The organism is Rhodanobacteraceae bacterium (assembly GCA_016713135.1).
GTDB lineage: Bacteria > Pseudomonadota > Gammaproteobacteria > Xanthomonadales > SZUA-5 > JADKFD01.
This window is the reverse complement of the sequence record JADJPR010000003.1, coordinates 325,045-349,443: the sequence shown is the minus strand read 5'-3', so window position 1 is coordinate 349,443 and position 24,399 is coordinate 325,045. Positions and strand designations below refer to the sequence as shown.

General features: G+C 62.8%; 17 protein-coding genes and 3 pseudogenes. 13 read left to right on the top strand and 7 right to left on the bottom strand.

Going from position 1 to position 24,399, the window contains the following annotated elements:
* Positions 1-61 precede the first annotated feature (61 nt).
* The 11 genes and pseudogenes from IPK27_05790 to IPK27_05740 all read left to right on the top strand — a co-directional run bounded on the left by IPK27_05790 (position 62) and on the right by IPK27_05740 (position 14,131).
* Positions 62-4,040, top strand: a pseudogene (locus IPK27_05790) (phage tail tape measure protein).
* Positions 4,041-4,043: 3 nt separating this feature from the next.
* On the top strand, positions 4,044-4,451 hold the full coding sequence (locus IPK27_05785; protein MBK8067135.1) for a hypothetical protein: 408 nt from the start codon (positions 4,044-4,046) through the stop codon (positions 4,449-4,451).
* Between the two features lie 16 nt (positions 4,452-4,467).
* Positions 4,468-8,073 carry a hypothetical protein gene (locus tag IPK27_05780; protein ID MBK8067134.1) on the top strand — a complete coding sequence of 1,202 codons (3,606 nt, stop codon included), beginning with the start codon at positions 4,468-4,470 and terminating at the stop codon, positions 8,071-8,073.
* Positions 8,074-8,102: 29 nt separating this feature from the next.
* The gene (locus IPK27_05775) at positions 8,103-9,368 is read left to right on the top strand and encodes a hypothetical protein (protein MBK8067133.1); all 1,266 of its coding nucleotides are present in this window, start codon (positions 8,103-8,105) and stop codon (positions 9,366-9,368) included.
* A gap of 15 nt (positions 9,369-9,383) precedes the next feature.
* A complete protein-coding gene (locus IPK27_05770) occupies positions 9,384-10,343 on the top strand; it encodes a hypothetical protein (protein ID MBK8067132.1) in 960 nt (319 codons plus the stop codon).
* Positions 10,340-10,729, top strand: a complete 390-nt coding sequence (locus IPK27_05765) for a hypothetical protein (protein MBK8067131.1) — start codon at positions 10,340-10,342, stop codon at positions 10,727-10,729. The genes IPK27_05770 and IPK27_05765 overlap by 4 nt, the downstream gene beginning before the upstream one ends.
* 6 nt (positions 10,730-10,735) lie before the next feature.
* Complete coding sequence (locus tag IPK27_05760) at positions 10,736-12,625, top strand: hypothetical protein (protein ID MBK8067130.1); 1,890 nt, start codon at positions 10,736-10,738, stop codon at positions 12,623-12,625.
* Positions 12,618-12,839 carry a hypothetical protein gene (locus tag IPK27_05755; GenBank protein ID MBK8067129.1) on the top strand — a complete coding sequence of 74 codons (222 nt, stop codon included), beginning with the start codon at positions 12,618-12,620 and terminating at the stop codon, positions 12,837-12,839. The genes IPK27_05760 and IPK27_05755 overlap by 8 nt, the downstream gene beginning before the upstream one ends.
* Positions 12,840-12,929: 90 nt before the next feature.
* A complete protein-coding gene (locus IPK27_05750) occupies positions 12,930-13,217 on the top strand; it encodes a hypothetical protein (GenBank protein ID MBK8067128.1) in 288 nt (95 codons plus the stop codon).
* Positions 13,218-13,321: 104 nt separating this feature from the next.
* Positions 13,322-13,681: a hypothetical protein gene (locus IPK27_05745; GenBank protein MBK8067127.1), complete on the top strand. Its 360-nt coding sequence runs from the start codon at positions 13,322-13,324 to the stop codon at positions 13,679-13,681.
* Positions 13,678-14,131: pseudogene (locus IPK27_05740) on the top strand (lysozyme). Before IPK27_05745 ends, IPK27_05740 begins: the two are co-directional and overlap by 4 nt.
* 275 nt (positions 14,132-14,406) lie before the next feature.
* Here the strand turns inward: IPK27_05740 and IPK27_05735 are convergent.
* The 4 genes from IPK27_05735 to IPK27_05720 form a co-directional block, all read right to left on the bottom strand.
* Positions 14,407-14,871: a hypothetical protein gene (locus IPK27_05735; protein MBK8067126.1), complete on the bottom strand. Its 465-nt coding sequence runs from the start codon at positions 14,869-14,871 to the stop codon at positions 14,407-14,409.
* Complete coding sequence (locus IPK27_05730) at positions 14,871-15,122, bottom strand: hypothetical protein (GenBank protein MBK8067125.1); 252 nt, start codon at positions 15,120-15,122, stop codon at positions 14,871-14,873. Before IPK27_05730 ends, IPK27_05735 begins: the two co-directional genes overlap by 1 nt.
* Positions 15,123-15,168: 46 nt before the next feature.
* Positions 15,169-15,342, bottom strand: a complete 174-nt coding sequence (locus tag IPK27_05725) for a hypothetical protein (GenBank protein MBK8067124.1) — start codon at positions 15,340-15,342, stop codon at positions 15,169-15,171.
* Between the two features lie 118 nt (positions 15,343-15,460).
* Positions 15,461-15,847: a hypothetical protein gene (locus IPK27_05720; GenBank protein MBK8067123.1), complete on the bottom strand. Its 387-nt coding sequence runs from the start codon at positions 15,845-15,847 to the stop codon at positions 15,461-15,463.
* Positions 15,848-15,905: 58 nt separating this feature from the next.
* Here IPK27_05720 and IPK27_05715 point away from each other — a divergent pair.
* A pseudogene (locus tag IPK27_05715) lies at positions 15,906-16,447 on the top strand (lysozyme).
* 62 nt (positions 16,448-16,509) lie between these two features.
* Entirely contained in the window at positions 16,510-16,770 is a 261-nt protein-coding gene (locus IPK27_05710; protein MBK8067122.1) for a hypothetical protein, read from the top strand.
* On the opposite strand, the gene IPK27_05705 is transcribed toward IPK27_05710, so the two are convergent.
* Genes IPK27_05705 through IPK27_05695 form a run of 3 tightly spaced genes read right to left on the bottom strand, consistent with a single transcriptional unit; the run spans position 16,764 to position 24,373 of the window.
* Entirely contained in the window at positions 16,764-18,608 is a 1,845-nt protein-coding gene (locus IPK27_05705) for a DUF262 domain-containing protein (GenBank protein MBK8067121.1), read from the bottom strand. The genes IPK27_05710 and IPK27_05705 overlap by 7 nt on opposite strands.
* Positions 18,609-18,624: 16 nt before the next feature.
* Positions 18,625-21,357, bottom strand: a complete 2,733-nt coding sequence (locus tag IPK27_05700; protein MBK8067120.1) for a DEAD/DEAH box helicase — start codon at positions 21,355-21,357, stop codon at positions 18,625-18,627.
* Between the two features lie 4 nt (positions 21,358-21,361).
* A complete protein-coding gene (locus IPK27_05695) occupies positions 21,362-24,373 on the bottom strand; it encodes a DUF1156 domain-containing protein (GenBank protein ID MBK8067119.1) in 3,012 nt (1,003 codons plus the stop codon).
* Between the last annotated feature and the right edge of the window lie 26 nt (positions 24,374-24,399).

The following is a 24,399-nucleotide window of genomic DNA, read 5'->3' as shown; positions in this document are numbered from 1 at the left end:
TTCACCCCAGTTGCCGCAGTTTTCGCCAGGCGCCAGCGTTCGATCTTAAGCCGACAAGCCCATGCCCAACCGCATCTCCCTCCTCGTCGCCCTGGAGGGCGCGGATGAGGGCCTCAAGCGCGCGATTTCTTCGGCCGAGCGCTCGTTCAACGAGATGTCGGCGACTGCGAAGACCGCGGGCGCGAAGGCTGCGCAGGGGATGGCGGAGCTCAAGGCGGGGACGGCGGCACTCGGCGATCAGCTGACTCGTGCGCGGACGCAGTTGCTGGCGTTCGTCGGCGTGTCCTGGGCGACGCAGCAGGTCACGCAACTGGTGCAGGTTGCGGATCAGTGGAACCTGATGGTGGCGCGCTTGAAGCTCGCGACCGCTGGCCAGCGCGAGTTCGTGATCGCGCAGGGCGAACTCTTCGCCATCGCGCAGCGCATCGGCGTGCCGCTGGCGGAAGTGTCGACGCTGTACGGCAAGCTGCGGCAAGCCGTTCGACAACTGGGTGGTGAGCAGAAGACGGCGCTGTCGCTGACCGAGTCGATCAGCCAGGCGCTGCGGATCTCGGGTGCCTCGGCGTCGGAGGCCCAGTCGTCGTTGCTGCAGTTCGGTCAGGCGCTGGCGTCGGGCGTGCTGCGCGGCGAAGAGTTCAACTCGGTGGTCGAGAACTCGCCGCGCCTCGCGCAGGCGCTGGCCGATGGGTTGAACGTGCCGATCGGCCGCTTGCGCAAGCTCGCCGAGCAAGGGCAACTGACCGCGGATGTCGTCGTCAACGCGCTGATGTCGCAGAAGGACAAGCTCGCGGCAGAGTACGCGCAGTTGCCGGTGACGGTCGGCACGGCGTTCGAACGGGTCAAGAATGCGTTTGCCCAATGGATTGCCAAGGTCGATGAGTCCACCGGCATTACGCAGAAGCTGGCGACCGCGCTCGATTGGCTGGCGCGCAACTTCGAGACGGTGATGGGCTGGCTCAAGGTCATCGCCGAGATCGGCCTGGCGGTGCTGATCTACCGACTGATCCCGGCTCTGATCACGGCGTGGCAACTGGCCGGTACGGCGGGGGTTACGGCGGCTGCGTCCACGGCGGCGGCATGGAATACCGCCAACCTGTCGATGTCGGCGGCGTTGGCCACCGCGGCCTTGCTCAAAACATCGTTCGCGGTGCTGGCGGCCGCACTGATCGGCTGGGAGATCGGCACCTGGTTGTCGGAGAAGTTCGAGATTGTGCGCAAGGCCGGCATCGCCATGATTCAGGTGCTGGAAAACGGCCTGGAGATGCTCAAGTTCTCCTGGGAGCGCTTCGCCGCCATCTTCACCGGCGACACCATCGCTGCGGCCACGCAGCGCCACGAAGAGCGGCTGCGCCAGATGAACGCGATCTTCGGCGAGATGTACGCCGATGCGTCCGAAGCGGGCCGCGCCGCGCAGCAGGCGGCGACCAGGCTCCGCCAGCGCCGAAGAAATGGCGCGGCGGCTGGAGGCCGTGCGTCAGGGAACGCAGGAGGCGGTCGGTCGCGGCATCGAAGCCATCGATGCCACCCTCAACAAGCTCAAGAGTCAGATCACGGCCATCGAGCAGGTGGTGACTGCGGCGCAGCAAGGGGCGACGCAGGCGATCTCAGGCATCACCCAGGCTTATCAGGGCCTGACCGGTATCGTCGATGCGACGCTGCAGCAGCAGTTGGCGAGCACGCAGGCGCATTACGCGCAGAAACAGGTCTTGCTGGAGCAGTCGAACGCCTCCGAAGCGAAACTGATCAAGGAGACCACGCAGCTGCTGGTGGATTCGGTGCAGGAGCAGTCCGATCTGCGCGCCCAAGCGCTCACTGAGACGCTCCGCCTGATCGAGCAGGAGGGCCAGGCGCGTCGGGTTGCGGCGCAACGCCAAGCCGAAACCGACGAAGCCCGCCGCGCCGCGACCCTGCGTGTCGACAACGAGATCCTGGCCGCGAAGCAGCAGGCGTTGGCGCAAGCGGCGGCTGACTATGTGCGCCATGTCGACGCGCTCAATGCCGAAGCCAACCGCCATCTGGCCGAGATTCGGCGCATCGAGGATGAGAAGCGCGCGCTGTCGCAGACCACCGAGGACCGGATCCGCGAGTTGCAACGCTCGACGATGGGCGAATACCAGGCCTATCAGGACAAGCTGACCCAGGTCGCCGAACTACAGCGCAAGGCGCGGGCGGCGATCTCCGAGGGCGAGTTCGAACTGGCGATTCAGTACGCCAAGCAGGCCCAGGATCTGGCCGCGCAGACCGCCAAAGCGGTCAAGGACGGCGACGCGACCATCGTCTCGCAGAAGCAGGCGGTGAAGACCGCCATCGATGCGATGCGCGAGAGTGAACAACTGGCGATCCAGGCGCTCGAAGGCGAAGGTCGCGCGCATCAGAAGGCGGCCAGTGAGGCGACGTCCGCCCGCAGCCAGATCGAGACCGCGTTGCGCGGCACCCAGGCGCAGATCGAGCAGATTCAGGCGCAACTGGAGACCGGGCTGAAGTTCGCCATCAATGTTGACAGCAGCAAGCTCGACGCGGCGCTGCGCCAACTCGAGGAGGCGCTTCGCGAGAAGGCGTACCTGGTGCGCATCGACGCCGACCTCAAGGCGGCACATGCACAACTGCGAGATCTCGAGGCGCAACTGAAGGACGGCAAGACCCTGCTGGTCAACGCCGATATCAGTCGCGCCAAGTCAGCGCTGGAAACGCTACAGACCTATGCCGATCGCACCGGCCAGATCGATCTGAAGGTCGCCACCGAGAAGGCCCAGACCTCGTTGCGCCTCGTCGACAGCCAGATTCGCGCACTCGATCAGATTCGCACCGAGTCACAGCACGCGATCAGCACGAATGCGAGTCAGGCCCGGAGCGAGATCCAGTCGCTGAACGGCATGAATACAAGTTCAACCCACACCATCTACGTGAAACGGGTCGAACAGAATGCGTCGGGTGGCTTGGTTGGGTCGGGAGTGACGACTCCGCGCGGCTACGCGGAGGGCGGTTCCGTATTGTCCTTCTCACGCATGAAGTCGGGCGTAGTTCCGGGCACCGGCGACGGCGACACCGTGCCGCGCGCGCTGGAGGCCGGCGCGTTCGTGATTCGCAAGGCCGCTGTGCGCAAGTACGGCGCTGAGACGCTGCGCAAGTTGGCTGGCGTCGCGCGCTTTGCAGCCGGTGGGTCGGTGCAGAGCAGTTCGCCGGGCACCTGGTCGTCGAGTCCCGCCGGCGCAAGCCCCGTCGGCGCGCCGGGCCCAACGCCTCGGAAGCCGAAGCCGGTGGCTGCGACGGATAAGGTCAATCGTGATGTGTCCGAGGCATTGAAGCTGATCGAACTCGGCCTGCAGGGCGCGAGGATCGGCCGGGCGCACATGGAGCGGATGAACTGGAGGCTCCCGATGGGCACCCAGAGCCTGAGAACCGATCCGATCGACATTCAGGCATTCCACGACCGCGACTATCTCCAGCGCCTGCTGCGAGTCCGCAAGCTGACCAGCCTGGAGTCAGGCTCGGTCGACACGATCAAGGGGCGCTGGCGCACGGCGATGGCGCAGGCGCAGGTCGCCGGCGTGGATCTCGAGCGGCAACTGATGGAGTACATCGATCGGGAGACCGAACGACAGATTTACTTCGCCCGCGGCGGCCTGTCCAAATCGGACACCGTGCCGGCGATGCTGACGCCCGGCGAGTACGTGGTCAGCCGGGAATCCGTCAAACGACTGGGCGCCGGGTTCTTTGCCGCGATCAACGCCATGAAGGCACCGGCGAAAGCGGTCGCCTCGAAGATCCAGGGGTATGCGCGCGGCGGGCTGGTCAGTCCGGCGGCGTCGACGCGGGTGGCCACCACATTGCGCAACATGCCGACCGACTTCGACGAGCTGACGGCACCGGGTTTGCGGCCGCGTCGCACACCGCGGCTCGACTGGAACGACGCGCCGCCACCCAGCAAGACCATTCGTGTCGAACTGGCCAGCGGAGCACGTACCGTGAGCGCGACGATCCCCGCGCGCGACGAGTCGCGATTGCTGGATCTGCTGCGCGAAGCGCAATCCCGAACCTGACCCATGGAACTGCGCCAACTCTCATCCGGCCAGACACTGACCCTGCCGGACGATCTGCTGTGGACCGACGAGCACGCGTGGACGCCGGCGGTCGCGTCAACCACCTACCTGATCACTGGCGCGCTGCTGGTGCAGTCGGCGACACGGCAGGCCGGCAGGCCGATCACGCTGGTCGGTCCCAGCGACATGGCTTGGGTCACGCGCGCCACCGTGGCCACGCTGCATGAGTGGGCGGCGTTGCCCCTGACGCTCGACGACGGGCGATTCGAGTTGCGGTTGCACGATGACCGCACTTTCGAGGTGGCCTTTCGCCACGCCGACCTTTGCGTCGACGCAGAGCCCGTACTGGGCTTCCCGGCGCGATCCGACGCGGACCGCTACCGATTGACGCTGCGATTCCTGCAGCTCTGACACCCACAGGATCCTCATGCCCATTCTCGTAGGCGACGTGAAGCTCGTTGCCAGCCAGGTCATGGACGACGTTGCCGAAGGCGGCGGCGCACCCACCTCGACCGTCATCGTCGATGGCGCGAGCAACTCGCTGTTCAACGACATCTCGGAGATGGACCGCGCCGGTGGCCGCGTCAACTTGCGCAAGGTCTTCGCCAGCATCCAGACCAACACCACCGACACCTATCTGGGCGGCAACGTCATCGTGGCCGAAGCGCCGAGCGATCCGCGCGTCGCGGTCACGATCTTCTCCACCGACGAGGTGTTCGACCGCCGCACCAATGCGCGCGACCGCATCGAGGCCTATCTCAACAAGGGCTCGCTGTGGAACGGCTATCTGCTGGAGAACCACATCACCGGCCAGCGCAGCATCCAGTTGTTCCAGCGCGTCGGCGCCGAACTGCCGGCCATCGGCAAGACCCTGTACCTGGTCGCCAACGAGGGACTGGCAAACGAGTTTGCGCAGTACATCCGAGTCACCCGCGTGGCGTCGGAGACGCGCACCTTCAGCTATGGCTCGGGCAGCGGCATCGTCGACTACGAGGCGGTGGTCGTCACCTGTGATCTGTCGGACGCGCTGCGCTTCGACTTCCCCGGCTCCCCGCCGGACCGCCTGTTCACGATGGTGGCGGGCAAGACCAAAACGCGCGACACCGTGGTTGCCGATGCGGCCAAGTACTGCGGCGTGGTCAAGACCACCCAGCCGATCGCCATCGGCGATGTGGCGGCCAGCGTCACCAGCATCTTCACCCAGTTGGTGCCGTCGGCCCAGACTGAAACGCCGCTGCTCGATCTGACCGCGGGCGGCACGTCCGAAGCCCTGGTCGAGTCGGCGAACGGCACGGTGAGCTACACGACCTCGGTCGCGTTCAGCGCCGCGACGATCCTGTCGGTCGGCAATGCGATCCAGCCTGGAACCCTGTCGATCAGCGTCAGCGGCGCAACACTGACCGACAACGGCGGCCAGTTGATGGCCGGCGCCACGGTCATCGGCACGGTGAACTACGCGCGCGGCCAGGTGGCGATGGCCACCAGCGCGCCGAACTACGCCGGCAACAAGACCATCACCTTCCGCCCCGCGGCCGCGCCGATCCGCGTGGCCGACACCGCTGGCGTGCGCGTCGACATCGAGAACCGCGCCTACAACTACGTGCTGACGATCCTGCCCAGCCCCGCGCCTGGCACCTTGCAGGTGAGCTATCGCGCGCAGGGCAAGTGGTACGACCTGCGCGACAACAGCGCGGGCGTGCTCAAGGGCAGCAGTCCGGAGTACGGCGTCGGCACCGTGAACTACAGCTCCGGCACGGTCGCCGTGACGGTGGGCGCGCTGCCCGATGTGGGCAGTGAGATCGTCTACGCGTGGGGCGGCAAGGCGAACTACTTCAACCGATCCGACCAGACCGTCGCGCCACCGGCAGTGACGCTGCAACTGGCACAGGCTGGCATCACGCCGCAGTCCGTGACCATCACCTGGAATGACGGCGCGCCGCGCACCGCCACGGACGATGGCGCAGGACGCATCACCGGCGCGGCGACCGGCACCATCCACTATCAGTCCGGCTTGATCCAACTGACGCCGGCCGCGCTGCCGGCCGGTGGTCAGACTTACAACGTCGCTTACACCTGGGGTCCGCCGACCGAGGAAGAGTTCCACGCACCGATGCGCGATGGCACTGGTCGCATCGACGTCGAGGTGGAGTTCGACGGCCTGATCCCGGGTACGGTCGAGCTGGAGTGGAACCTGCTGATCGAGACCTTCGACTACATCTCGACCACGCCGGCCGAACTGCAACTGGTGCAACCCGTCGATCCGATCAAGATCGTCAGGGACGACCGCAATGGCAACCTGAAGGACACGCAAGGCGTTGTCTACGGCACCGTGAACTACGCCACCGGCGTACTGCGCTTCCTGCCCGACACCACGGTGCGCATTCCAGTCGCCCGTTATCTGGTGACCCAGATCGGACTCACGCGCCTTGCCGATGGCACCCTCGTTCCGGTGTACCGCAACGTGTTCTCGCATTGGGAGTACATCACCGCGGGTGCTTCCATGCCCATCGACGAGACGGCGTGGGCGAAGGTGCGCTATCGCGCCACCGGCACCTCGAACTCGGTCACCGAGACCTTCACGGCGAGCGGCCTGGCGCTCGATCTCACCCCGAGCTTCGCCGAACCCATCGTGCCCGGCAGTGCCGGCTTCACGCTCGGCGGCAAGACCTACTTCGACCGCCTCGGCAGCCTCTACTACGACCTGAACCCGGTCAACGGCGCGGCGACGTTGGCGGGCGCGATCAACTACGCGACCGGCGCGGTGACGCTCACCGCCTGGGTGCCCGGCCAGCCCACGGCGATCCAGTTGCGCTCGCTGCTGACCAGTCTCGACGGCACGCCGGTCGACGAGGTCACCTTCCGCATTCCGGCCTCGCCGGTGCGGCCGTCGAGCCTGCAACTGCTCGCCACGAGACTGACCGGCGGCACGATCAATGTCAGTGCCGACAACCACGGGATCATCGCTGGCGCGGGCATCACCGGCGCCATCGACTACGAGACCGGCGTCGTCCGCGCGCGCTTCGGGTCGTGGGTGGTCGCTGCCGGCAACGAGGACGAGATCTGGTTCGATCCTGATGCGGTCGTCGTGCTCGACGGCGTGCCCAAGGTGTTCAAACCGGCGCCGGTGTTCGCCGACACCATCAAGTACAACGCGGTCGCGTATTCCTACTTGCCGCTCGATGCCGATCTGATCGGTCTCGATCCGGTCCGCTTGCCCCAGGACGGGCGCGTGCCGATCTTTCGGATGGGCGACTTCGCGGTGATCGGCCACACCGAGACGGTCGGCCCGTTTACCGCGAGCGCCGGCCAGGTGATCGACTGCGACCGGGTGCGACTGTCGCGGGTGCGCGTGCTCGATGCCAACGGCGTCGTGATCACCGCCGGATACACGGTGGACCTGGAAGCGGGGCGGGTGACGTTCACGAGCGTCACCGGCCTCGCCCAGCCGGTCACGGTCGAGCATCGCATCGAGGACATGGCGCAAGTGTCCGACGTGCAGATCTCCGGGCGCCTGGCCTTCACCCGGCAGATCACGCACGACTATCCGACCGGTTCGCGCATTTCCTCCGCGCTGGTCTCGGGCGATCTGCGCGCGTACGTGTCGACGCTGTTCGACCAGGCGACGTGGAACGGCGCGTTCACCGACGCCCTGACCGGCAACGCCGCCACCGCGACGTTCAACGATGTGCTGGCGCCGATCACGGTAACGAACGCCGGTGCCATCACCGAACGCTGGGCCGTCCAGTTCACCAACACCACGGCGTTTCAGGTCATCGGCGAACACGTCGGCGTGATCGCCACGGGCACCACGGCCAACGATCTGGCGCCGATCAATCCAGCGACGGCGAAACCCTACTTCACGCTGCGCGCCCTCGGCTGGGGCTCGGGCTGGGCGGCCGGCAACGTGCTGCGCTTCAACACCATCGGCGCGCTGTTCCCGGTGTGGGTGGTGCGAACGATCCAGCAGGGCCCCGAAACCGTCACCCGCGATTCCTTCACCTTGCTGGTGCGCGGCGACGTGGATCGGCCCTGACTGGTCATTGAATTTCAGGAGTCCGATTCATGAGCAACAAGGTCAAATGGATGCACAGCAACATGGTGGGCGCGCCGGTGCTGACCAACAACTGGGGCAGCCTGACGGCGATGCTCGACGCACTGCTGGTCAACGGTTTCAATCTCAAACCGGTGCTCGAACTTGCGCGCGAGGGCACCACCGCCACTGCAACGATGAGTTCGGGCCACGGCTTTCGGGTCGACCACGTGGTGTGCATCGAGGGCTGCGAGGAGCCTGCGTACAACGGCGAGTTCACGATCACCGCCATCACGGCAAACAGCATCAGTTTCAGCGTTTCGGGTGAGCCCGCATCGCCCGCGACCACGGTGCTCGGGATCACCGCCAAGATCGCGCCGCTGGGATTGGAGATCGCCTTCACCGGCGAGAACAAGCGCGCCTATCGCAGCCCCAATCCGCTCTCGACCCGACCGTTTCTGCGTGTCGACGACAGTTTGCCCGCGGGATACACCACCACCTGGGCGAAGTTCGGTCGAGTGACGCTGGCCGAGGACATGGTCGACATCGATACCTTCGTCGGCGCGCGTGCACCGTTCGATCCGGCGGCCCCGAATGCCAACGAGTTGCCCTCCGGCAGCGGCGCGTCAATGTACTCGGGTTGGTTCAAGTGGTACTTCGCCCGAAACAACACCGCCGAAAACTACGGCGAACCCGGCGCGGGTGCGCGCAGTTGGGTGCTGGTCGGCGACGACCGCGGATTCTTCCTCGCCTGCGCTTCCGGCTGGGGTGGTGATCTGCGGGTGCTCTACACATTCACCGACTGCGATAGCTACAAGTCGGGCGATAACTACGCGTCCTTCCTGACTGCCTCGGATCGCTACCAGACCGTCGGTGCGTGGCCGATCAGCTATCCGAGTGAGGAGTGCTATTCAGCACACTCGCTGCACACCACCGGCAAAATCTGCATGCGCGACTACACCCAGGTCGGCGGCAACGTTCGCCTGGGCCTGTTCTCGTTGAACGACGGCAACAACCAGAACATCTCCGGTCGCTCGGGCGCCATCCCGTTCCCGAACGGTCCCGACTACGGCCTGATCCTGCATCCGATCTATCTGCGCGAAGGCAGCGGACACCTGCGCGGGTTTCTGCCCGGCATGTACTGGATTCACCAGAACCAGCCTTACCCGCATATGACGCTGATCGAACAGGTCCTGGGTTACCCCGGGCGCAAGTTCCTCATCGTGACGCTGAATTACGCCCACGAGGGCAACACCAGCGGGTTCGCGTTCGACATCACGGGGCCATGGAGGCCCTGATCCGTGGCTTATCCATTGGACGAGAGCTTCGACGTTGGCATTCCTGCGGGCTTTGCCAGCAGTGGCGGGGCGGGCGGCATCACGGCCACCTGGAGCGAAGGCGCGCAAGCAGTCGACTTGGTGTTCACGCACGCACAGAACTTCTGGCGCATCGATGCGGCCGAGGTCGCGGAGAACTTCTGGTTCGAGATCGATGCCGAAGTCATGGCGGTCACATACAGTTCGACCTGCTTTGGCTTCTGGCTATGGACCGGATCGGGCACTTACCAGGGCCACCGTCTAACCGTCTGGGCGCAGCAGTGGCATCACAGCTTCTGGGATGCCGACGGCAACCATTACGAACAGATCGCGCACGCGCCAGCGTCCTGGGCGGTGACCGGCGCACGCCGGACAATTCGCGTTGACGTGAAGCGCGGCGTCGACGGCGTCTGGCAGTACCGCCTCAGCGAAAACGGCGACGTGCTGTGGGAAGGCTACAAGCGGCACTACGCGAGCTTCCGGCCGAGCATCTACGGCTACGGCCTGACTCTGCGCGTGCATCGCGTCGCCGGTGGCATGCCCAGTGCCTTGCCAGACGCACCGCTGGCGCGATTTCGGGGACTGCCCGCCGTTCTCGGACGCACGCAGCCCGTGCCGGATCTCGCCGCCTTGTTGCGGTTCTCGCATCGCGCATTCCATCGTCTGGCCGGCACGCGCAATCACTATTACGCCGGCGATCACCACATCACCGGCACGGTCAAAGAGAAGGACCTGCCGGAGGACCGTCCGGTGTCGCGGCGGGTGCTGCTGTTCGATGAGCGTACCTACGCCGTCGTGCGCGAGACCTGGAGCGACGCGGTCACCGGGGTCTATCGATTCGACCGGATCAGCGAGGTGCCGCGCTTCGTCGTGATCGCTTACGACCACAAGCACAACTTCCGGGCGGTGATCGCCGACAACTTGCGCGCCGAACCGATGACGGAAGCGTCGTCGTGATCCAGATCTCCAACGACCTCAACAACTACCGGTTGCAGGGCGTCATTACGTTCTTGGCGCTCGGCATCGAGCAGGCGCGCGCCCATCTCTACGCAGGGCCGCGTCCGAGCTTCGGCGCGCCGCCGCAGGGGCCGCTGCTGGCCTCAATCGTGCTGGATGAGCCGTTGGGCACGGTTGCCGATGGCGTTCTCGAAATCACCCCGACCAACGAAGCGCTGATCCTGGTCACGGGCGAGGTGACCTGGGCACGCATCGTCAATGGCATGGGCGCGCTGGCCTGGGATTGCGATGCGTCCGATCTCAATGGGACCGCCGAGTTGCGCCTGCCGACTACGACCCTGTACGCGGGCGGCTACACCCGGATCCTGACGGGCCTGCTGGGGTGATATCCGATGGCGGCTGTCGATCTGCGCTTTGCCCATCCCCCGGCCAGCGCGCATCTGGTGCTGGGTGGCGATCCGGCTGGATCGCATCCGCCAATCGATGCCCAACTGGTCGGAACGCTGCCGGCGCTGCGGTTCGAAGCGCTGGCCATTCCGAACGCGTCGGCGACGCTAGTCGCGACGTTTCCGGCGATGGAGATGATCGCCGAGGCGCGCTACGCCTCTCGGGCCGCGCGTCCGCTGGTGGGCAGCACCGGGTCGGCTTGGCAACGCGGGCGTGGGTTCGAGGACGGGGCCGAGCACCGCACGACCTCCACGGCCAGCCACTCGTCGCAGGCGCGCGCGTCCAGGCAAACGGGGCAATCGCACGATGCCAACGTGACGACACGGCGCGCGGCGACGTTGGTGCGCGCACCGGTGTCGGCGACAGCGCGGTTTCACGGTGCGGTCCAGCAATCGCCGGGCGCGCTCCGGATCGCGCATAGCGAATCACTCCACCTGCGAACGGCAGGCCCGGTGGCCTATGCGAATGCAGCCCGCATGGACGCGATGGAGCGCCGTGTGCTCCATCAAGACGGCCTGCGAGATCGTCGTCAGCCAATATGCTCTCGCTTCGACATGGCCCAGGCTTATCCGGGCCTGCGCTTCTTCGAAGTGATCCAGGTCGCCACAGCCATGCGCCGCTGGATGGCCGCGCGTTGGCAGAACGCGATGCGGCCGCCGCCAGGGCGCCCTCCAGTACGCCCGGACGACCCCGATCCACCGATCGTTCCCTGCTACACCCCGAACCCGACCCTGCGGTTTGCCGCACTGGCGGCGACGAACGGCCATCTGCTGTTCGTCTGCGAAAACCACCCTGGGCCCGGCCAAGACGGTCCGGTCGTCGTTCCGATTCGAAGGGTCTATGTCGTGCTGAACCATGTGACGCTGCATCGATGGCCGGATGGTATGCCGGTGCCGGTGATCTCGCTGTCGCTGAGTCTCGACGTCGACTCCTGGGCCTGGGGCTTCGAGGCCACGCTGCCCGCCATTGCCGAAGCCTTGATTGCACCCGCCGATGGCGCGCCCCCGGTGGAACTCGTGGCGCACGTCAACGGCACCGATTTTCGGGTGCTGGCCGAGAACCTGACCCGTGACCGCAGCTTCGGCGAGGCCAGCCTGCGTCTGTCCGGGCGCGGGCGCACGGCGGCGTTGTCCGGCGCCCTACGCGCCGATGATGAACGTTCGCCAATCCCACAACCGCGCACGGCCCGTCAGTTGATGGACGATGTGCTGACGATCAACGGCGTACCACTGGGCTGGACCATCGACTGGGGCCTGACCGACTGGAATGTGCCGGCGGGCGTGTTCGCCCAACAAGGCACCTGGATCGATGCACTGGCCGCCATTGCTGAGGCGCCCGGTGGCTATCTGCTGCCGCATCCGTCCGAGGCGATCCTTCGCGTGCGCCACCGCTATCCCGTGGCGCCCTGGGACTGGCATGCGGTGACCCCCGATCTGGTCCTGCCGGTCGACGCGGTCTCGCGCGAGTCCCTGCGCTGGCTGGAGAAGCCCGCCTACAACCGGGTGTTTGTATCCGGCCAGAGCGCGGGCGTGCTCGGCCAGGTCACGCGCACCGGCACGGCCGGAAACGTGATCGCGCCGATGGTCGTCGACGCGTTGATCACCGAGGCCGCCGCGGCACGCCAGCGCGGCACTGCGATCCTGGCCGACACCGGTCCGCAGTTCGAAGTGGGCCTGCGCCTGCCCGTGCTGCCGGAAACCGGCATCGTCGAGCCGGGCACCTTCGTCGAGTACCAGGACGGCAGCGTGTCTCGACTCGGCCTGGTGCGATCCACGCGCATCGAGGCCGACTTCCCGGAGGTCTGGCAAACCCTCGGGGTGGAATGCCGTGCATAACATCTACCGGCAGTTCCGACAGCTGCTGCCTGATCCACCGTTGCAAGCCGGCATCGTGGTCGAGGTCGACGCCAGCCGCGCCGTGATCGCCCTGCCGGGCGGCGGGCTGGTCCACGGACGTGGCGAAGCCACGCTGGGCCAGACCGTGTTCGTCCGGGATGGCGTCATCCAAGGCGAAGCGCCGTCCTTGCCGCTGGAAGTCATCGAAATCTGATCCGCGCGATCGCTGCTCCATCGGGCCGCAAGGCCTTCCCACAGCCCGCTCACTGCGGGCTTTTTCATTTCCGCTACCAGGAGACAACCCATGGTCACCCCCGTGATCGAAGGCGGCACGGTGTCCATGCCGATCCACGAGTTTCAGAAAATGCTCGAGCACGCCGCCGAACTCGGCGCCCGCCGAGCCCTCGCCGACGTCGGCCTCGAAGGCGACGACGCCGCCCACGACATCCGCGCGCTGCGTGGCCTGCTCGATGCGTACAACGCCGCGAAGCACACGGCCTGGCAGACAGTCATCAAGATGCTGACCACCGCGCTGGTGATCGCGCTGGCGACCAGTGCCGCCATCCACTTCAAGCTGTTCGGAGGGCGCTGATCATGATGACCCTGCTTGGCAGCCTGCTCGGCTTTGCGGCCAGCGCGTTCCCGGAAATCCTCAAGCTGCAGCGCGAGAAGGAGGACCGCAAGCACCAGTTGGCGATGTTCGATCGGCAGGTCGAACTGCAGAAGCTCGGCCACACGCAGAAGCTGGACGAGCTCAACATCAACGCCGACATCAAGGAGACCGAACAGGTCTACAACTACGCCAACCGCGACAGCGGCGTGCGCTGGGTTGAGGGCCTGCAGTCCAGCGTGCGGCCGGTCATCACCTACGCCTTCTTCGGCCTGTTCGCCGCGGTAAAGCTGACCTCGCTTGTCACGCTGGCACAAGCCGAGGACCTGACCTTCGCCAGCGCACTGCAAGTGATCTGGGATGGCGAGACCCAGGCCCTGTTCGCCACCGTCATGAGCTTTTGGTTCGGCGGCCGAGCCATCCAGCGCGCGCGGAGTCGCAAATGAGCGGACCCAACGCACTGCTGCGAACCAGCAACGCCGGCATCGCCCTGATCAAGCGCTTCGAGAGCTTCTGCGCCACCGTCTACCGCTGCCCGGCAGGCAAGCCCACCATCGGCTACGGCCACGTGGTCCTGCCGGGCGAGCAGTTCGGCACCATCACCGAAGCCGAAGCCATCGAACTCCTCCGCCGCGACCTCGCCATCGCCGAGGCCGCAGTCCGGCGACTGATCACCGTACCGCTGACCCAGAGCCAGTTCGACGCCTTGGTGAGCTTCACGTTCAACGTCGGCGAAGGCGCGCTGGAAAAATCCACGCTGCGGCGACGGATCAACCAAGGCAACTGGGCGCTGGCGCAGCGAGTTGCTGCGGTGGGTTTATGCGGACGGCAAGAAGCTGAAGGGGTTGGTAGCGAGGCGGGAGGAGGAGGCGGGGATGATGGGTGCGAGCTTCTGACCTCGGCAGATTGACCCGGTCGGTGACACGTCCAAAATGCGTTGAAAGCGCGTCGGCTCGACCGAGTCTTCGACCAGATAGACCAGTTCCGAAGAGGGTGACCGACAAACTTGAGTTCCTAGGCGACATCGAAGATGACGGCACCTGCATCTACCTGTGAACACCGTACGGCGAACGCGGTGGGCGCCTTTTTGGGGACTTGACCCGGTGTCTCACCGATTACCGGTAGAGGCGAAAACTCTATCTGGCCCCGACGCAGCCTCCGATCCGGGCAGTCAAGCGTCAGCGCTGCTCCTGCGGTCGAACCGCATTCGCGGCGCGTACACCAGAAACTCGCGAAGATTCACGGTCTGGCCGAGCGGGCCCGTGACAGATCCGACATGAACGAGAGAAAGCTCGCAGACGAAGCGTTGCATGGCTTTCTTGCTAGTCGCCCTAGAGACATAGCTGGCTCGTCTTGCAGGCCGAACGACGATGTCTTCAGGCCAGCCATCCCCGAGAACCTCAGCGGCGGTTGTCGATTTCTCTCTGAGAAACGTCTCCAGGCCCTCAGCACTTGCGACGTCGGTTCCGAACGCAGCGTTGGCCAGCCGGATCAGGCAATCTTCGATCAGAAGATCTTCGCTCCGCCGTGTACCAGGTTGCCGCCCCATGACGGGATGCGACAGGCGCAACGACCAGAATCGATCGGTGACCCCAGGCTGGCAGGCCTCGGCAAGCCGGTGCACGTCAGCACGCATCACCGGCAGCGATATCGGCGGAGCACCCCCGACCATTCCTGCCACTGCGCGTCGGTCGGTCGCTCCTTCCGCAGGCCGATCCAGTAGGCAGCGACGGCAACTCGATCACGGTCGTAGTAGGGCTTGCCGCTGGTGTTCAACCAATGGCCGGACGGTCCCACTTCATCGGGCTCGTCCAATGCCGCCTCGATCTGCCGCTTGGTCCAGCCAAGCGCAACAAGCTCTTCCTGCGACACCAGATTCGGACTCACGATTTCCACTCCAACGACGTTCAACAGACAAGCAGCCGACAAAGCGCTATTCCATGACCCGCTTGCCCGGACCCACATTCGCAATGAGGTATTCGATATGACCTGAGTTGTACATTCCCTCGGACCAACCGCCGGAGGCAACGAGCTGCCAGTCAACTCCGCCCTCTGGGCGCTTCGACTCCAGTGACTCAGATTCCGTATCGGCGGTAAGAATCTTCATGGGAATCCCCGGTACTAGGCATCGCGCGAAATGCGCCGTGCTACCCTGCATATCCGTTGATCGTGATCGACCTGCCGGCGAGCTTGCTCGGTGCGAATTTTATTGCTGGACGTCACCGTCAGTCGATGCGGGCGTGCAATTCTCGAGGGGCAACTTCCGAGACCCGCACCTCAAACTCATCGCTGACCCCAGCGAACCATCCGCCTCCCCGAATCCAAACGGGTTGGCCAAGTTCAAGGACCTTGCGCCCGAATTCGGTGATGCTGATCTGGTCGCGACTACCGACACGCAGCACCGTCAAGCAGCGACCGTCTACCGAGTGTGTTGCCGTCATCAAGTTGCTGAAGTAGTCGCTGCGCCCAGCCGCTTTCAGCCAGTCCAGGGCGCCCTTTGCCCACTCCTTCCGCGATGCAACGATGCCACCGATGGAAAGGAATTGGAGCAGCAGAAGGTTGTTCTCGGTTTGAATCGTCTTGGTAGCGGCCGATAGTCGCCTGGCGATCATTTCGATTAGCTCCCGTTTGCCGAATCCACGCTGACGTCGGTCGCGAGTCGGACACGCCATGTCGGCGCTCCGACCGCCCGACTTTACCACTCTGACGCAGTGCTCACCGACGAACTCAGAGTCGTCTCGGACCGGGACGCGATCTAGCGACGCCGGCATCGCCCTGATCAAGCGCTTCGAAAGCTTTTGCGCCACCGTTTACCGCTGCCTGGCAGGCAAGCCCACGATCGGCTACGGCCACGTGATCCAGTCGGGCTAGCAGATTGGCACGATCACCGAAGCCGAAGCCACGAACTCCTCCGCCGCGACCTCGCCATCGCCGAAGCCGCAGTCCGCCGACTGATCACCGTCCCGCTCACCCAGAACCAGTTCGACGCGCTGGTGAGCTTCACGTTCAACCTCGGCGCCGGTCGGCTGCAGGCGTCGAAGTTGCGGCGGCGGGTCAATCAGTGCGACTGGTCAGGGGCAGCCACTGAACTGCGCAGATGGATCTATGGCGGCGGAAAAGTGCTACCCGGCCTGATCGACAGGCGCGAAGCTGAGGCCGCATTGCTTCTGGGCGAGAGACGTGATTTTGGCATCGGGATTCGCTTGGCTTAAGTTCCAAACAGCGCGTAAATGGTGCCTCCGCGACCACTTTGAGATTGGTGAGGAACACTGCAATGAATGAAACAAATTGGGCGGAACGCTTGGCAGAAAACGACGGTAAAGAAGCGCTTGCCCGAGCCAGGGTGGCCCTTGCGCGGGCACTCGAAGAGCTAGACCTTTACCGCGAAAAGTACGACGCGGCTGAGAACCCGCTGCGCAGGGCCGAAATCCTCAATTGGACTTTGCATCACCTGTCCACCTACATAACGCCCAACCTGCGATTGGACATGCTTGCGAATGCCCAAGCCAGGCTAACCAGCCTCGTCAATCATTGATTGGCATCGTTCCCGTCGTCTGAAGCATTTGGGCCGTCAGCCCCTTGGTTTGACGCAGCAGCGGCCTTGCCCATGGCCCGTTCAACTATCTTGACCAGAGCAGCTTTTCGGGCGGAATAGAAGGCGCTGAAATCGTCACTTCGCAGCGTGGCGGGGTCCACATAATGAGTGCCCAGAATCGAGTTCATCTGCTCGTCGTCGAGCTGCACCTGCGCATGCGTTTGGAGCTTTGATAAATACGATGACGGTGCGTTGCCGCCAATCATGCGGTTTGCCTTGTACGAGATCGGGGTCTTGTTGACGATCGTGTTGTAGACGGCCCGCTTCATTCCCTTCTTCTCGCACCAGTCTTGCGGGAAGATGTGGTGAATGTCGAGAGCAAGCTCTTCGTCGTCCAGTTCCTGAATCTTCGCCTTCCAGAAGAAGTCCTGCGCGCCTTCTCTTAGAACAAGCATGTTGAGGCCTTTGTAAGCGGCCGAGAGCCTGGACGTCATTGTGTCGAGCCGGTCAGGGCTGAACGATGCTTCGGAGATCGTGCGCGGCACGCTGCCGTCGTCGTCGATCCAGTTCAGCAGATCTTCGACATCGTTGGCAATTCGGGTTTCAATCGTGCTCCCGTACAACTCGCCAAGTACGCCGCACCAGTACCACTGGGAAAGTTTTTGATAGATGCGCGGCTCGAGCCAGCGCTCACGCAGATGCGCGAGCACGGAGGCAAGTGGGGCAAGCTGTGAACGGTATGGCAACTCTCGAGGGTTCTTGACGCACTCCTTGCGCAGAAACTTTGCCGCGAGAAAAAATCCTGCCTCCACCTCGTCGGCCCACGCCTGGTAGGCAGCCAATGGCATTGCGAGAATCGATGCGCGCTTCGCGCTCACCGGTTGAACAGCCTTCCCGTTCTTTCCCGCTGCAACATCTGCTCGCCGAAGATCGAGCGTGTGCAGCATCGAAACGGCCTGCAAGTAATCCGTCGACTCCACCTGTGAGAGCACGGGTTCCTTGCACAGACGCGCGTACCGGCCCGTGACTTTGCGGTCCGCGTTCCCGTACCAGTCATCGCGGAGGTTGAAGCTGTCGGCTGCATATGTGGCAGTCACCAACTCAAAAACGTTGAGCGGCACACCTCCGGTGTTTACCTTCTCGAATACGAGGCAGACAGCTTCCTTGCTCGTGGCCTTGCCAAGCTGGATCACAGGGAGCTGGTAGTTGCGAAAGGCATTCAGGACCTGTCGACGAAACTGCATGTAAAGCCCGAATTTCTCTGGCGCGTGCTCTTGTAAGGCCTCTTCCCAAGCATCCGAGTTCAGAATCTGATTGCAGGGGAAGTAGAGTTGTTCGCACTCCTTTCGAGTGGTGCTGAGGTCAAGTTCAACGTCCCTGCCGAAGTTGGTCCGCTTGACCTTGTCCTCCTCCAGCGCTTCGATAGCGTCCTCAAGCCGATCGCCGCCCTCCAAAGCGACCTGGATGTTCCAGTAGTAGTGGCGCTGGATCGGCTTCCCCTTGTCGGTACGCGTCTTCACTGGGTTTTTTAGGGCAAGGACCTGGGTCAGCGTGGTGAGGCGCTGCTGACCGTCGAGGATCAGTAGTTCGGCGTCGACGTTGCCGGAAGGAAGAGTGACCCCTTCGATAGGCCGGACCTGAAATCGCGCATCACCACCCGTCTCCAGAAGCATTACTGCGCCAACCGGAAAGGAGCGAGCGATGCTCACCAGGAGGCTGCGGATGTGCTGATCGTCCCAGATCCAGCCGCGCTGGAAGTCGGGAAGTTGAATGTTCCCCTTCGCGATCTGCGCAAGGATCTCCGGCAGTAGCCGCTTGGTGCTGTCGAAAGTGCTCATCGGTGTGCCTTAGATCTCATCGCCACGGAGTTCCCATGACCTGCTGGATGTCGCGCCGTGAAAGCACACGCGTGCATTCCTCCCACCGGTTCTGCTCGCTGCTAACGGTTGCCCCCCACATCTCCTCGAAAATGTTCGAGATCTGCCCACGCAAATGCAGGTGCGTCTGAGCCATGTCCTCGAACTCCTGGATGTCCTCGATCCAGTCGTCGTCGATGCAATCGGGCAGGCCGCCGAAGATGTCAAACCGATCTTTCATGCGCGCCGAGATGGGGTTGTAGACATCCTCGTCCCGCGTAGCGTGGTAGGTGAGATTCAGCATGTCCACCGTATCTCGCGCCTGACCAAACCTCTTGATGCGACCGAGGCGTTGCTCTAGACGTGACGGGTTCCAGGGCAAGTCAATATTGATCAGCGTTCCGAGCGTCTGAAGATTCAAACCCTCGCAGGCCGCGTCGGTCGCCACGACCAGCTGCACTTCTCGGGTCTTGACCAGCTTCTTGATTCGGTCGCGTTCCACGCCAATGAACTCACCATCCCGGAACAGGCCGCTTTTGCCCGCGCCGGCATAGACGGCGACCACCTTGTCGGGAAAGTCCTTGGCAAGCTCGGTGGCAACCCAGTGAGCTGTGTCGTAGTACTGCGAAAAGATGATGCAGCCCAGCTCACTCCAAGTTTGCCCGCCGCTGCGATGCTGACTGAGAAACCAGCGGACAGCGTTCAACTTCGGATCCACGGCTTCCGCACGAGTGAGTTCGTCGCGAATGGCTTCCAGGTAGCCGACCTCTTCATCGGTCAAGGTTTGCAGCGCCCCAAGCTCCGCCATCTCTATCTGCGGGTTGTCGTCACTGGTATCGACGCGTCTCTCCAGCATGCGCTCCACCGTCAAACGTCCTGACTGGAAGGATGAGCAGATGCGTTGCAGGAACACGGACCGCAGGAGCTTGGCACCCTTGGTGCGTTTGCTCAGGATGTCGATAAACGCCTCTGCGGCTTCGTATGCCAACTCAAACGGGCGGTTGGTCATCAGGCCGCGACCCAGAAAGGTCACGCCGGGATACGTCCCCGGGGGCGCTTCCGGGTCGGGGTGGACGTCGACAGCAATCTTTTCGAGCAGGCCAGCATCTTCAAGTGTCTTTCGCCGCCGAAGCACGACGTGCCGGACAAACGGATTGTTTCTTTGGAAGAAGTTCGTCTTGACGACCGACTGCAGATCCGACCGGGCGAACGGCGTGAGGGCCGTAGGGGCGTCTGACACATGGAACTGCGTGTCTGCCATGTTCAAGTCGCTGCGGATGGACAGCACCAATTGACGGCAGACGTCGTCCATCATGGGTGTCGTCTTGGCGGGCAGGGGAGAGCGCAAAAGGTCCCATGCGACGCCTCCATCAGGCACGTATTCCTGGCCGGTGATCAGCGGGTGTGTACGTTGCCAGAACCGCCAGATCGAAGCGTGATCCCGGCCCATCACGAAGTCGGCGCTCTGGTTCAGGATCATCAGCAAGTCCCACAGTTCGCGGACCGCTGTTTGGATGGGGGTGGCAGTGCCCAGCAGCACATGTCGGGCGTTGTTGGCCATCTCCATCATGAAGGCCAGCAGGTTGTTGGGCTCCGGCTCATCGACGCCCAGTTGGCCGCGTCGACGTGCCTTGTGGCTCTCGTCCAGGATGAGCGTGCCGACCCGGACCCGCTTGAGGACGCTCGCCTCAGTGGACTGGTGAACGATCAAGCCAGTCGAGACGATGGCCACCTGGAACGGGCATCTGGCGATGTCCTCGGGGCCGCGCGTCATGATCGTGCGCCCTTCGGCGTCCAGCCAGCACTTCTGGTTGCTGACCCACACGCCGCTCGGGATCCCCAGCCGGTCTTTCAGTTCCGCCTGCCACTGGAGGGTCAAGGTGGCGGGGCATAGGATCAGTACCGGGCCGTCGCCCAGCAGCGAACTGACCAGCGCTGCCGTAGCCATCGACAGTGTCTTACCTAGGCCCACCTCGTCGGCAAGCAGCAGGCGAGCTTTCCCGTAAATTTCTCGGTGCTGCAAGAAGGTGGCGACGAATGACCGCTGCCACGGCTGCAGCTGCTCACCGCCTCGATAGATGGGTGACTCGACCATCGTCGCTGCGGGGATGTCCCTCGTCGGCAGGTCGCCGAAGGTGACTTCCACGCGTTCGGCAATGCGTTTGACCTCGGTGAGGATGGCATCGGGCAGGTCATGCCCTTCGGCCCACAGCGCTTCGAACTCCTCGTCGACCCAGCGGCAGCCTTCTTCGGAAGAGTCTTCCCAGAGGATCTCGTAGTTCTCCGCAAAAGCCGCCCGGCTCTCGTTGATGCTTCCGAGAAAACTCGTACGTCGGCCATCTGCCAGCGTAATCACGCCCGCCTTGCCGTGCAGGAAGACCCGGTTCTTCGGGACCACCTTGATCTGCACACGTCCACTGCTTAGCAGCTTGTATAGGCGGCGATACCGCTCCCGGTGAAAGAACGCCTCGGTATCGATCGGCTCCTGGTTCCAGCGCTCCTTCAGCGCGACCTCACGTGCGGCTTTGGACACCATGACGTCGTGCGGGTCCAGTTCGCTGTTGCAGACGATCCGCACATCCTGAATGTCTTCGATCTGCTCGCCGACCAACTCCAGGATGGACGACCTGAAGTAGCCGGCAATCCGCTTGTAAGAACGGGCGCCTTGAAGGCGGTCCGCCAGGAACACATGGTCCAGGCGCTGCCGCAGAGATGAGAACCGCTGGATCAAGACGTCACACCCGCTCGCGCCGGACCAGGTCGCGCAGCACCATGGCGTTCGAACTTTCGTCGGACCGCGCCTTGGCGGTCTTCTTGCTCACATAGTCCGCCAGCGCGGTGATCCGCTCGCGCTCGCGGAAGTAGTCCGGAACCAAGTCACGCAACTGGTGCAAGACGTCCTCAGACTTGACCTTGTTCTCCTGAAGGAGGTGGACGGCGTAAAGCACGCTTCGCAGCACCGTCGGTCCGAACTCTTCGCTGGCGGTCAGGCCGCGCTTGCCCAGCTGCGCGGCCGACTTGAGGTTCGCGTGGTTGGCCTTGACCTCGTCCATCACGGCGCCGTAGTCCTGCACCTTGAAGGCCTTGGCAAAGTTCTGGTAGTTCGACAGGACGTGAATCCCCTTGGATTCCATGTCTAGCATCTTCAAGTAGAAGCGCTCAATGCCAGAACTCTTCTCCCAAACCGCACGATCTACGCCCTCAGGCACTAGGTATTCGTTGGCGATGTTGACCGCAAACGCGATCAACTCGTCGACCATCGTTGTCTGACCTTTGACGCGTGGCCGCATGGCCTCCTGCGTCATGGAGACCCCGTCGATCTGGCTGTATCGCGTAAGCACTCGAAGGGCAGCCGCATAACCCGCCATCTGTAGATCTGCGTCTTCGAACAGGTTTTCGTCGCGATAGATCGCCTTGATGTCCCTGTTCAGGCCAGTCAAAAGATCAACTTGGCTCTTAACCTCTTCTGCAACCTCGTAGGCCAATTCATCCCGCGCTGCGTCTTGCTCCTGCAGCCGCTTTCGAAGCACGAGCAAAATCGTTCCCTTGACGTATTGCCCTTCTCGAAGAGCACTATCCGTTTCCGTAACCACGTACCAGGCAGCTGTAACGCGAAGCCCACTAGCCCAAACGATATTGGCCATGTCAGCCCAGATGGAGCCCGACTGATGCGTAAACATGACAATCTGCAGGCCGTTATCTGGCATGCAATCAGCCATTCTTTTGTAAGCCGACACCATGCTGAGCTTGAAGTCATGGTCTTCGCCCTTGATCGCGAGTGCTCGCCGGCTGTCCCATACCCAGCTCGAAAACTCCCGCGGTGGGTTCTTGCGGATCCAGGCGATGAAGAACTCGAGGATCTCTTCGTACTTGACTGCATCACCGTAGGGCGGGTCTGTGATGAAAACATCAATGGGACTCGCTATTGAGCTCGCGGGACCATTTTCAACTATGGCTGATCCAGGAAGCGAAAAGGACTTCAGTGTCTCCGATAAGAGCCCTTCGCAAAAAGCAAAGCCGCGAGCTCCATAGTTATAGAGAGTATTGAGTGCCTGGTTATCAAAGACCCCAACTGTTTGCCCAACTCCGCTGAATGGGTTCCAGCGACTAAGTCGGCAGTTGTTATTCATCACTTGAAACATTGAGTACAATGTCTCTGGCTTTCCGCTGGCTCTGAGCAGTGCAAAGAGCAAGAGTTGGCGAGGATTAAATAAATGATGCCAATGGGTCCATCCCCGTGTTCGAATCGGCTCGTCTGTCTTGTCTCCGGGTTCGATTCGCATGTCCGGAACCCAACCCTTGGCCTGCCAATCCGCTAGATTAGCTTGAACAAAGCGAATGACTTTTTTCTCACGTGCTTCGTCGTCGGAGGTGACGCTACGGAATTCCGATTCAGGCCGGCCGCTACCATCGTCCCTGATCCACTGAATTGCGTATAATCGTTCGTCGAAGATGTCGTCCTGCCGAAAAACCACATCAGACATCTCCCACTGTCTCAATCGATTTTTTCCGACTCGCGCGCCGTCCACAGTCACGCTGTAATCGCCGCGTATCGTGCTAATTTTGTTTCGGTACTCCACACCATTTATTGAATGGACTACGCACTGATCCTGATAGCTACCTTTTGCGGCTGCCTTCATTTGCTTGTCAGTGGCGTTGCTTATCAGCTCGACTCCGTAGCGTTTGTGAGCTTTGTCGGGAACAAGCTGCGCCACCACTCGCTTACCTTTACTGATCACCAAGGTCGGCAAGACCGGTACCTTCCATCCTGTTTCAGGGCAAATAACCTCCAGGCAATACAAATACACCTTCCCTCGCCACCCCTTGCCATCTGTCTCAATTCGGAGTGCGTCAATCTCAGCCCTGACCTTGTCTACTAGAGCTTTCTGATCCTTTTCGATCTGCGCACGGCGGGTCTCGCTTGCGCCGATGACGTTGAATGCTCCCCACGTCAACATGCATGCGACGGGGTTTAGATCAGACGCATAGACATCGCAGCCAAGGCGCGCCGCTTCGAACGGGATCTGGCCGGACCCGGAAAAGGTATCGGCGACACGGGGACGATGACCAAATCGCATGACACCCAGTTGGTCTACCAACTGGGCGTGGTTTCTGGCATTGGTGCCGAGATGTGCGTTCACGGTGTCCCAGATGTGGGTGTGCACGGTCTCGCCGACTTCCTCGGCTCTCGAAACGGTGCTGGCCGTTACCCGGTAGGGTTGCGACGGCAGCAGGCGCACGGCTAGCTGGTGCTTCTGATCCTCGCTTAGATCGTCACGCCAACGCAGTCGAATATCACCTCTTCTACTGAGATCGCTCTCATATTTATAGTCCTCCAAATTGAACGGCGCCGAACAAGGCAAGCTCGCCAATGCTTCAGGTGGAGTGGTTGCAAACCACTTACTGATATCATCGATCGTCAATTCAGCTACCAAGTCCTTAGGCCTAGGCAGTCCGCGACGCTTGGAAAGGCTGATCGGGTCCATAGCCATTAGCAAATCGAAAATCTCGAGATCAGCCTGAGGGCTATCGGAAGCGGGCAGCAGAGTACCGAGCACACATGCACGATTTAGAATAAGCGGCTTGCGCCCCTTCCAATAGGACCCAAGCCCCGTCAGCGCTTGACTCTGTCTCGCCTCGCGCTCCCGAAATGTGTCGATTGAAATTCGCTGAACCGGTAACACCCTCTCAATCAGGGATGGTGCGTCCTTGAGACTGAAGGGGATGATTTCGTGCGCCGTCGTCATTGTGTTCTGCTCCCAATACTTCATCC

Excerpts from the sequence above, each read along its gene's own strand:
- IPK27_05785 (MBK8067135.1), top strand. The coding sequence starts at position 4,044 with ATGGAACTGCGCCAACTCTCATCCGGCCAGACACTGACCCTGCCGGAC.
- IPK27_05780 (MBK8067134.1), top strand. The coding sequence starts at position 4,468 with ATGCCCATTCTCGTAGGCGACGTGAAGCTCGTTGCCAGCCAGGTCATG.
- IPK27_05775 (MBK8067133.1), top strand. The coding sequence starts at position 8,103 with ATGAGCAACAAGGTCAAATGGATGCACAGCAACATGGTGGGCGCGCCG.
- IPK27_05760 (MBK8067130.1), top strand. The coding sequence starts at position 10,736 with ATGGCGGCTGTCGATCTGCGCTTTGCCCATCCCCCGGCCAGCGCGCAT.
- IPK27_05750 (MBK8067128.1), top strand. The coding sequence starts at position 12,930 with ATGGTCACCCCCGTGATCGAAGGCGGCACGGTGTCCATGCCGATCCAC.
- IPK27_05745 (MBK8067127.1), top strand. The coding sequence starts at position 13,322 with ATGTTCGATCGGCAGGTCGAACTGCAGAAGCTCGGCCACACGCAGAAG.
- IPK27_05735 (MBK8067126.1), bottom strand. The coding sequence starts at position 14,871 with ATGCGTGCTGACGTGCACCGGCTTGCCGAGGCCTGCCAGCCTGGGGTC.
- IPK27_05725 (MBK8067124.1), bottom strand. The coding sequence starts at position 15,342 with ATGAAGATTCTTACCGCCGATACGGAATCTGAGTCACTGGAGTCGAAG.
- IPK27_05720 (MBK8067123.1), bottom strand. The coding sequence starts at position 15,847 with ATGATCGCCAGGCGACTATCGGCCGCTACCAAGACGATTCAAACCGAG.
- IPK27_05710 (MBK8067122.1), top strand. The coding sequence starts at position 16,510 with ATGAATGAAACAAATTGGGCGGAACGCTTGGCAGAAAACGACGGTAAA.
- IPK27_05705 (MBK8067121.1), bottom strand. The coding sequence starts at position 18,608 with ATGAGCACTTTCGACAGCACCAAGCGGCTACTGCCGGAGATCCTTGCG.
- IPK27_05695 (MBK8067119.1), bottom strand. The coding sequence starts at position 24,373 with ATGACGACGGCGCACGAAATCATCCCCTTCAGTCTCAAGGACGCACCA.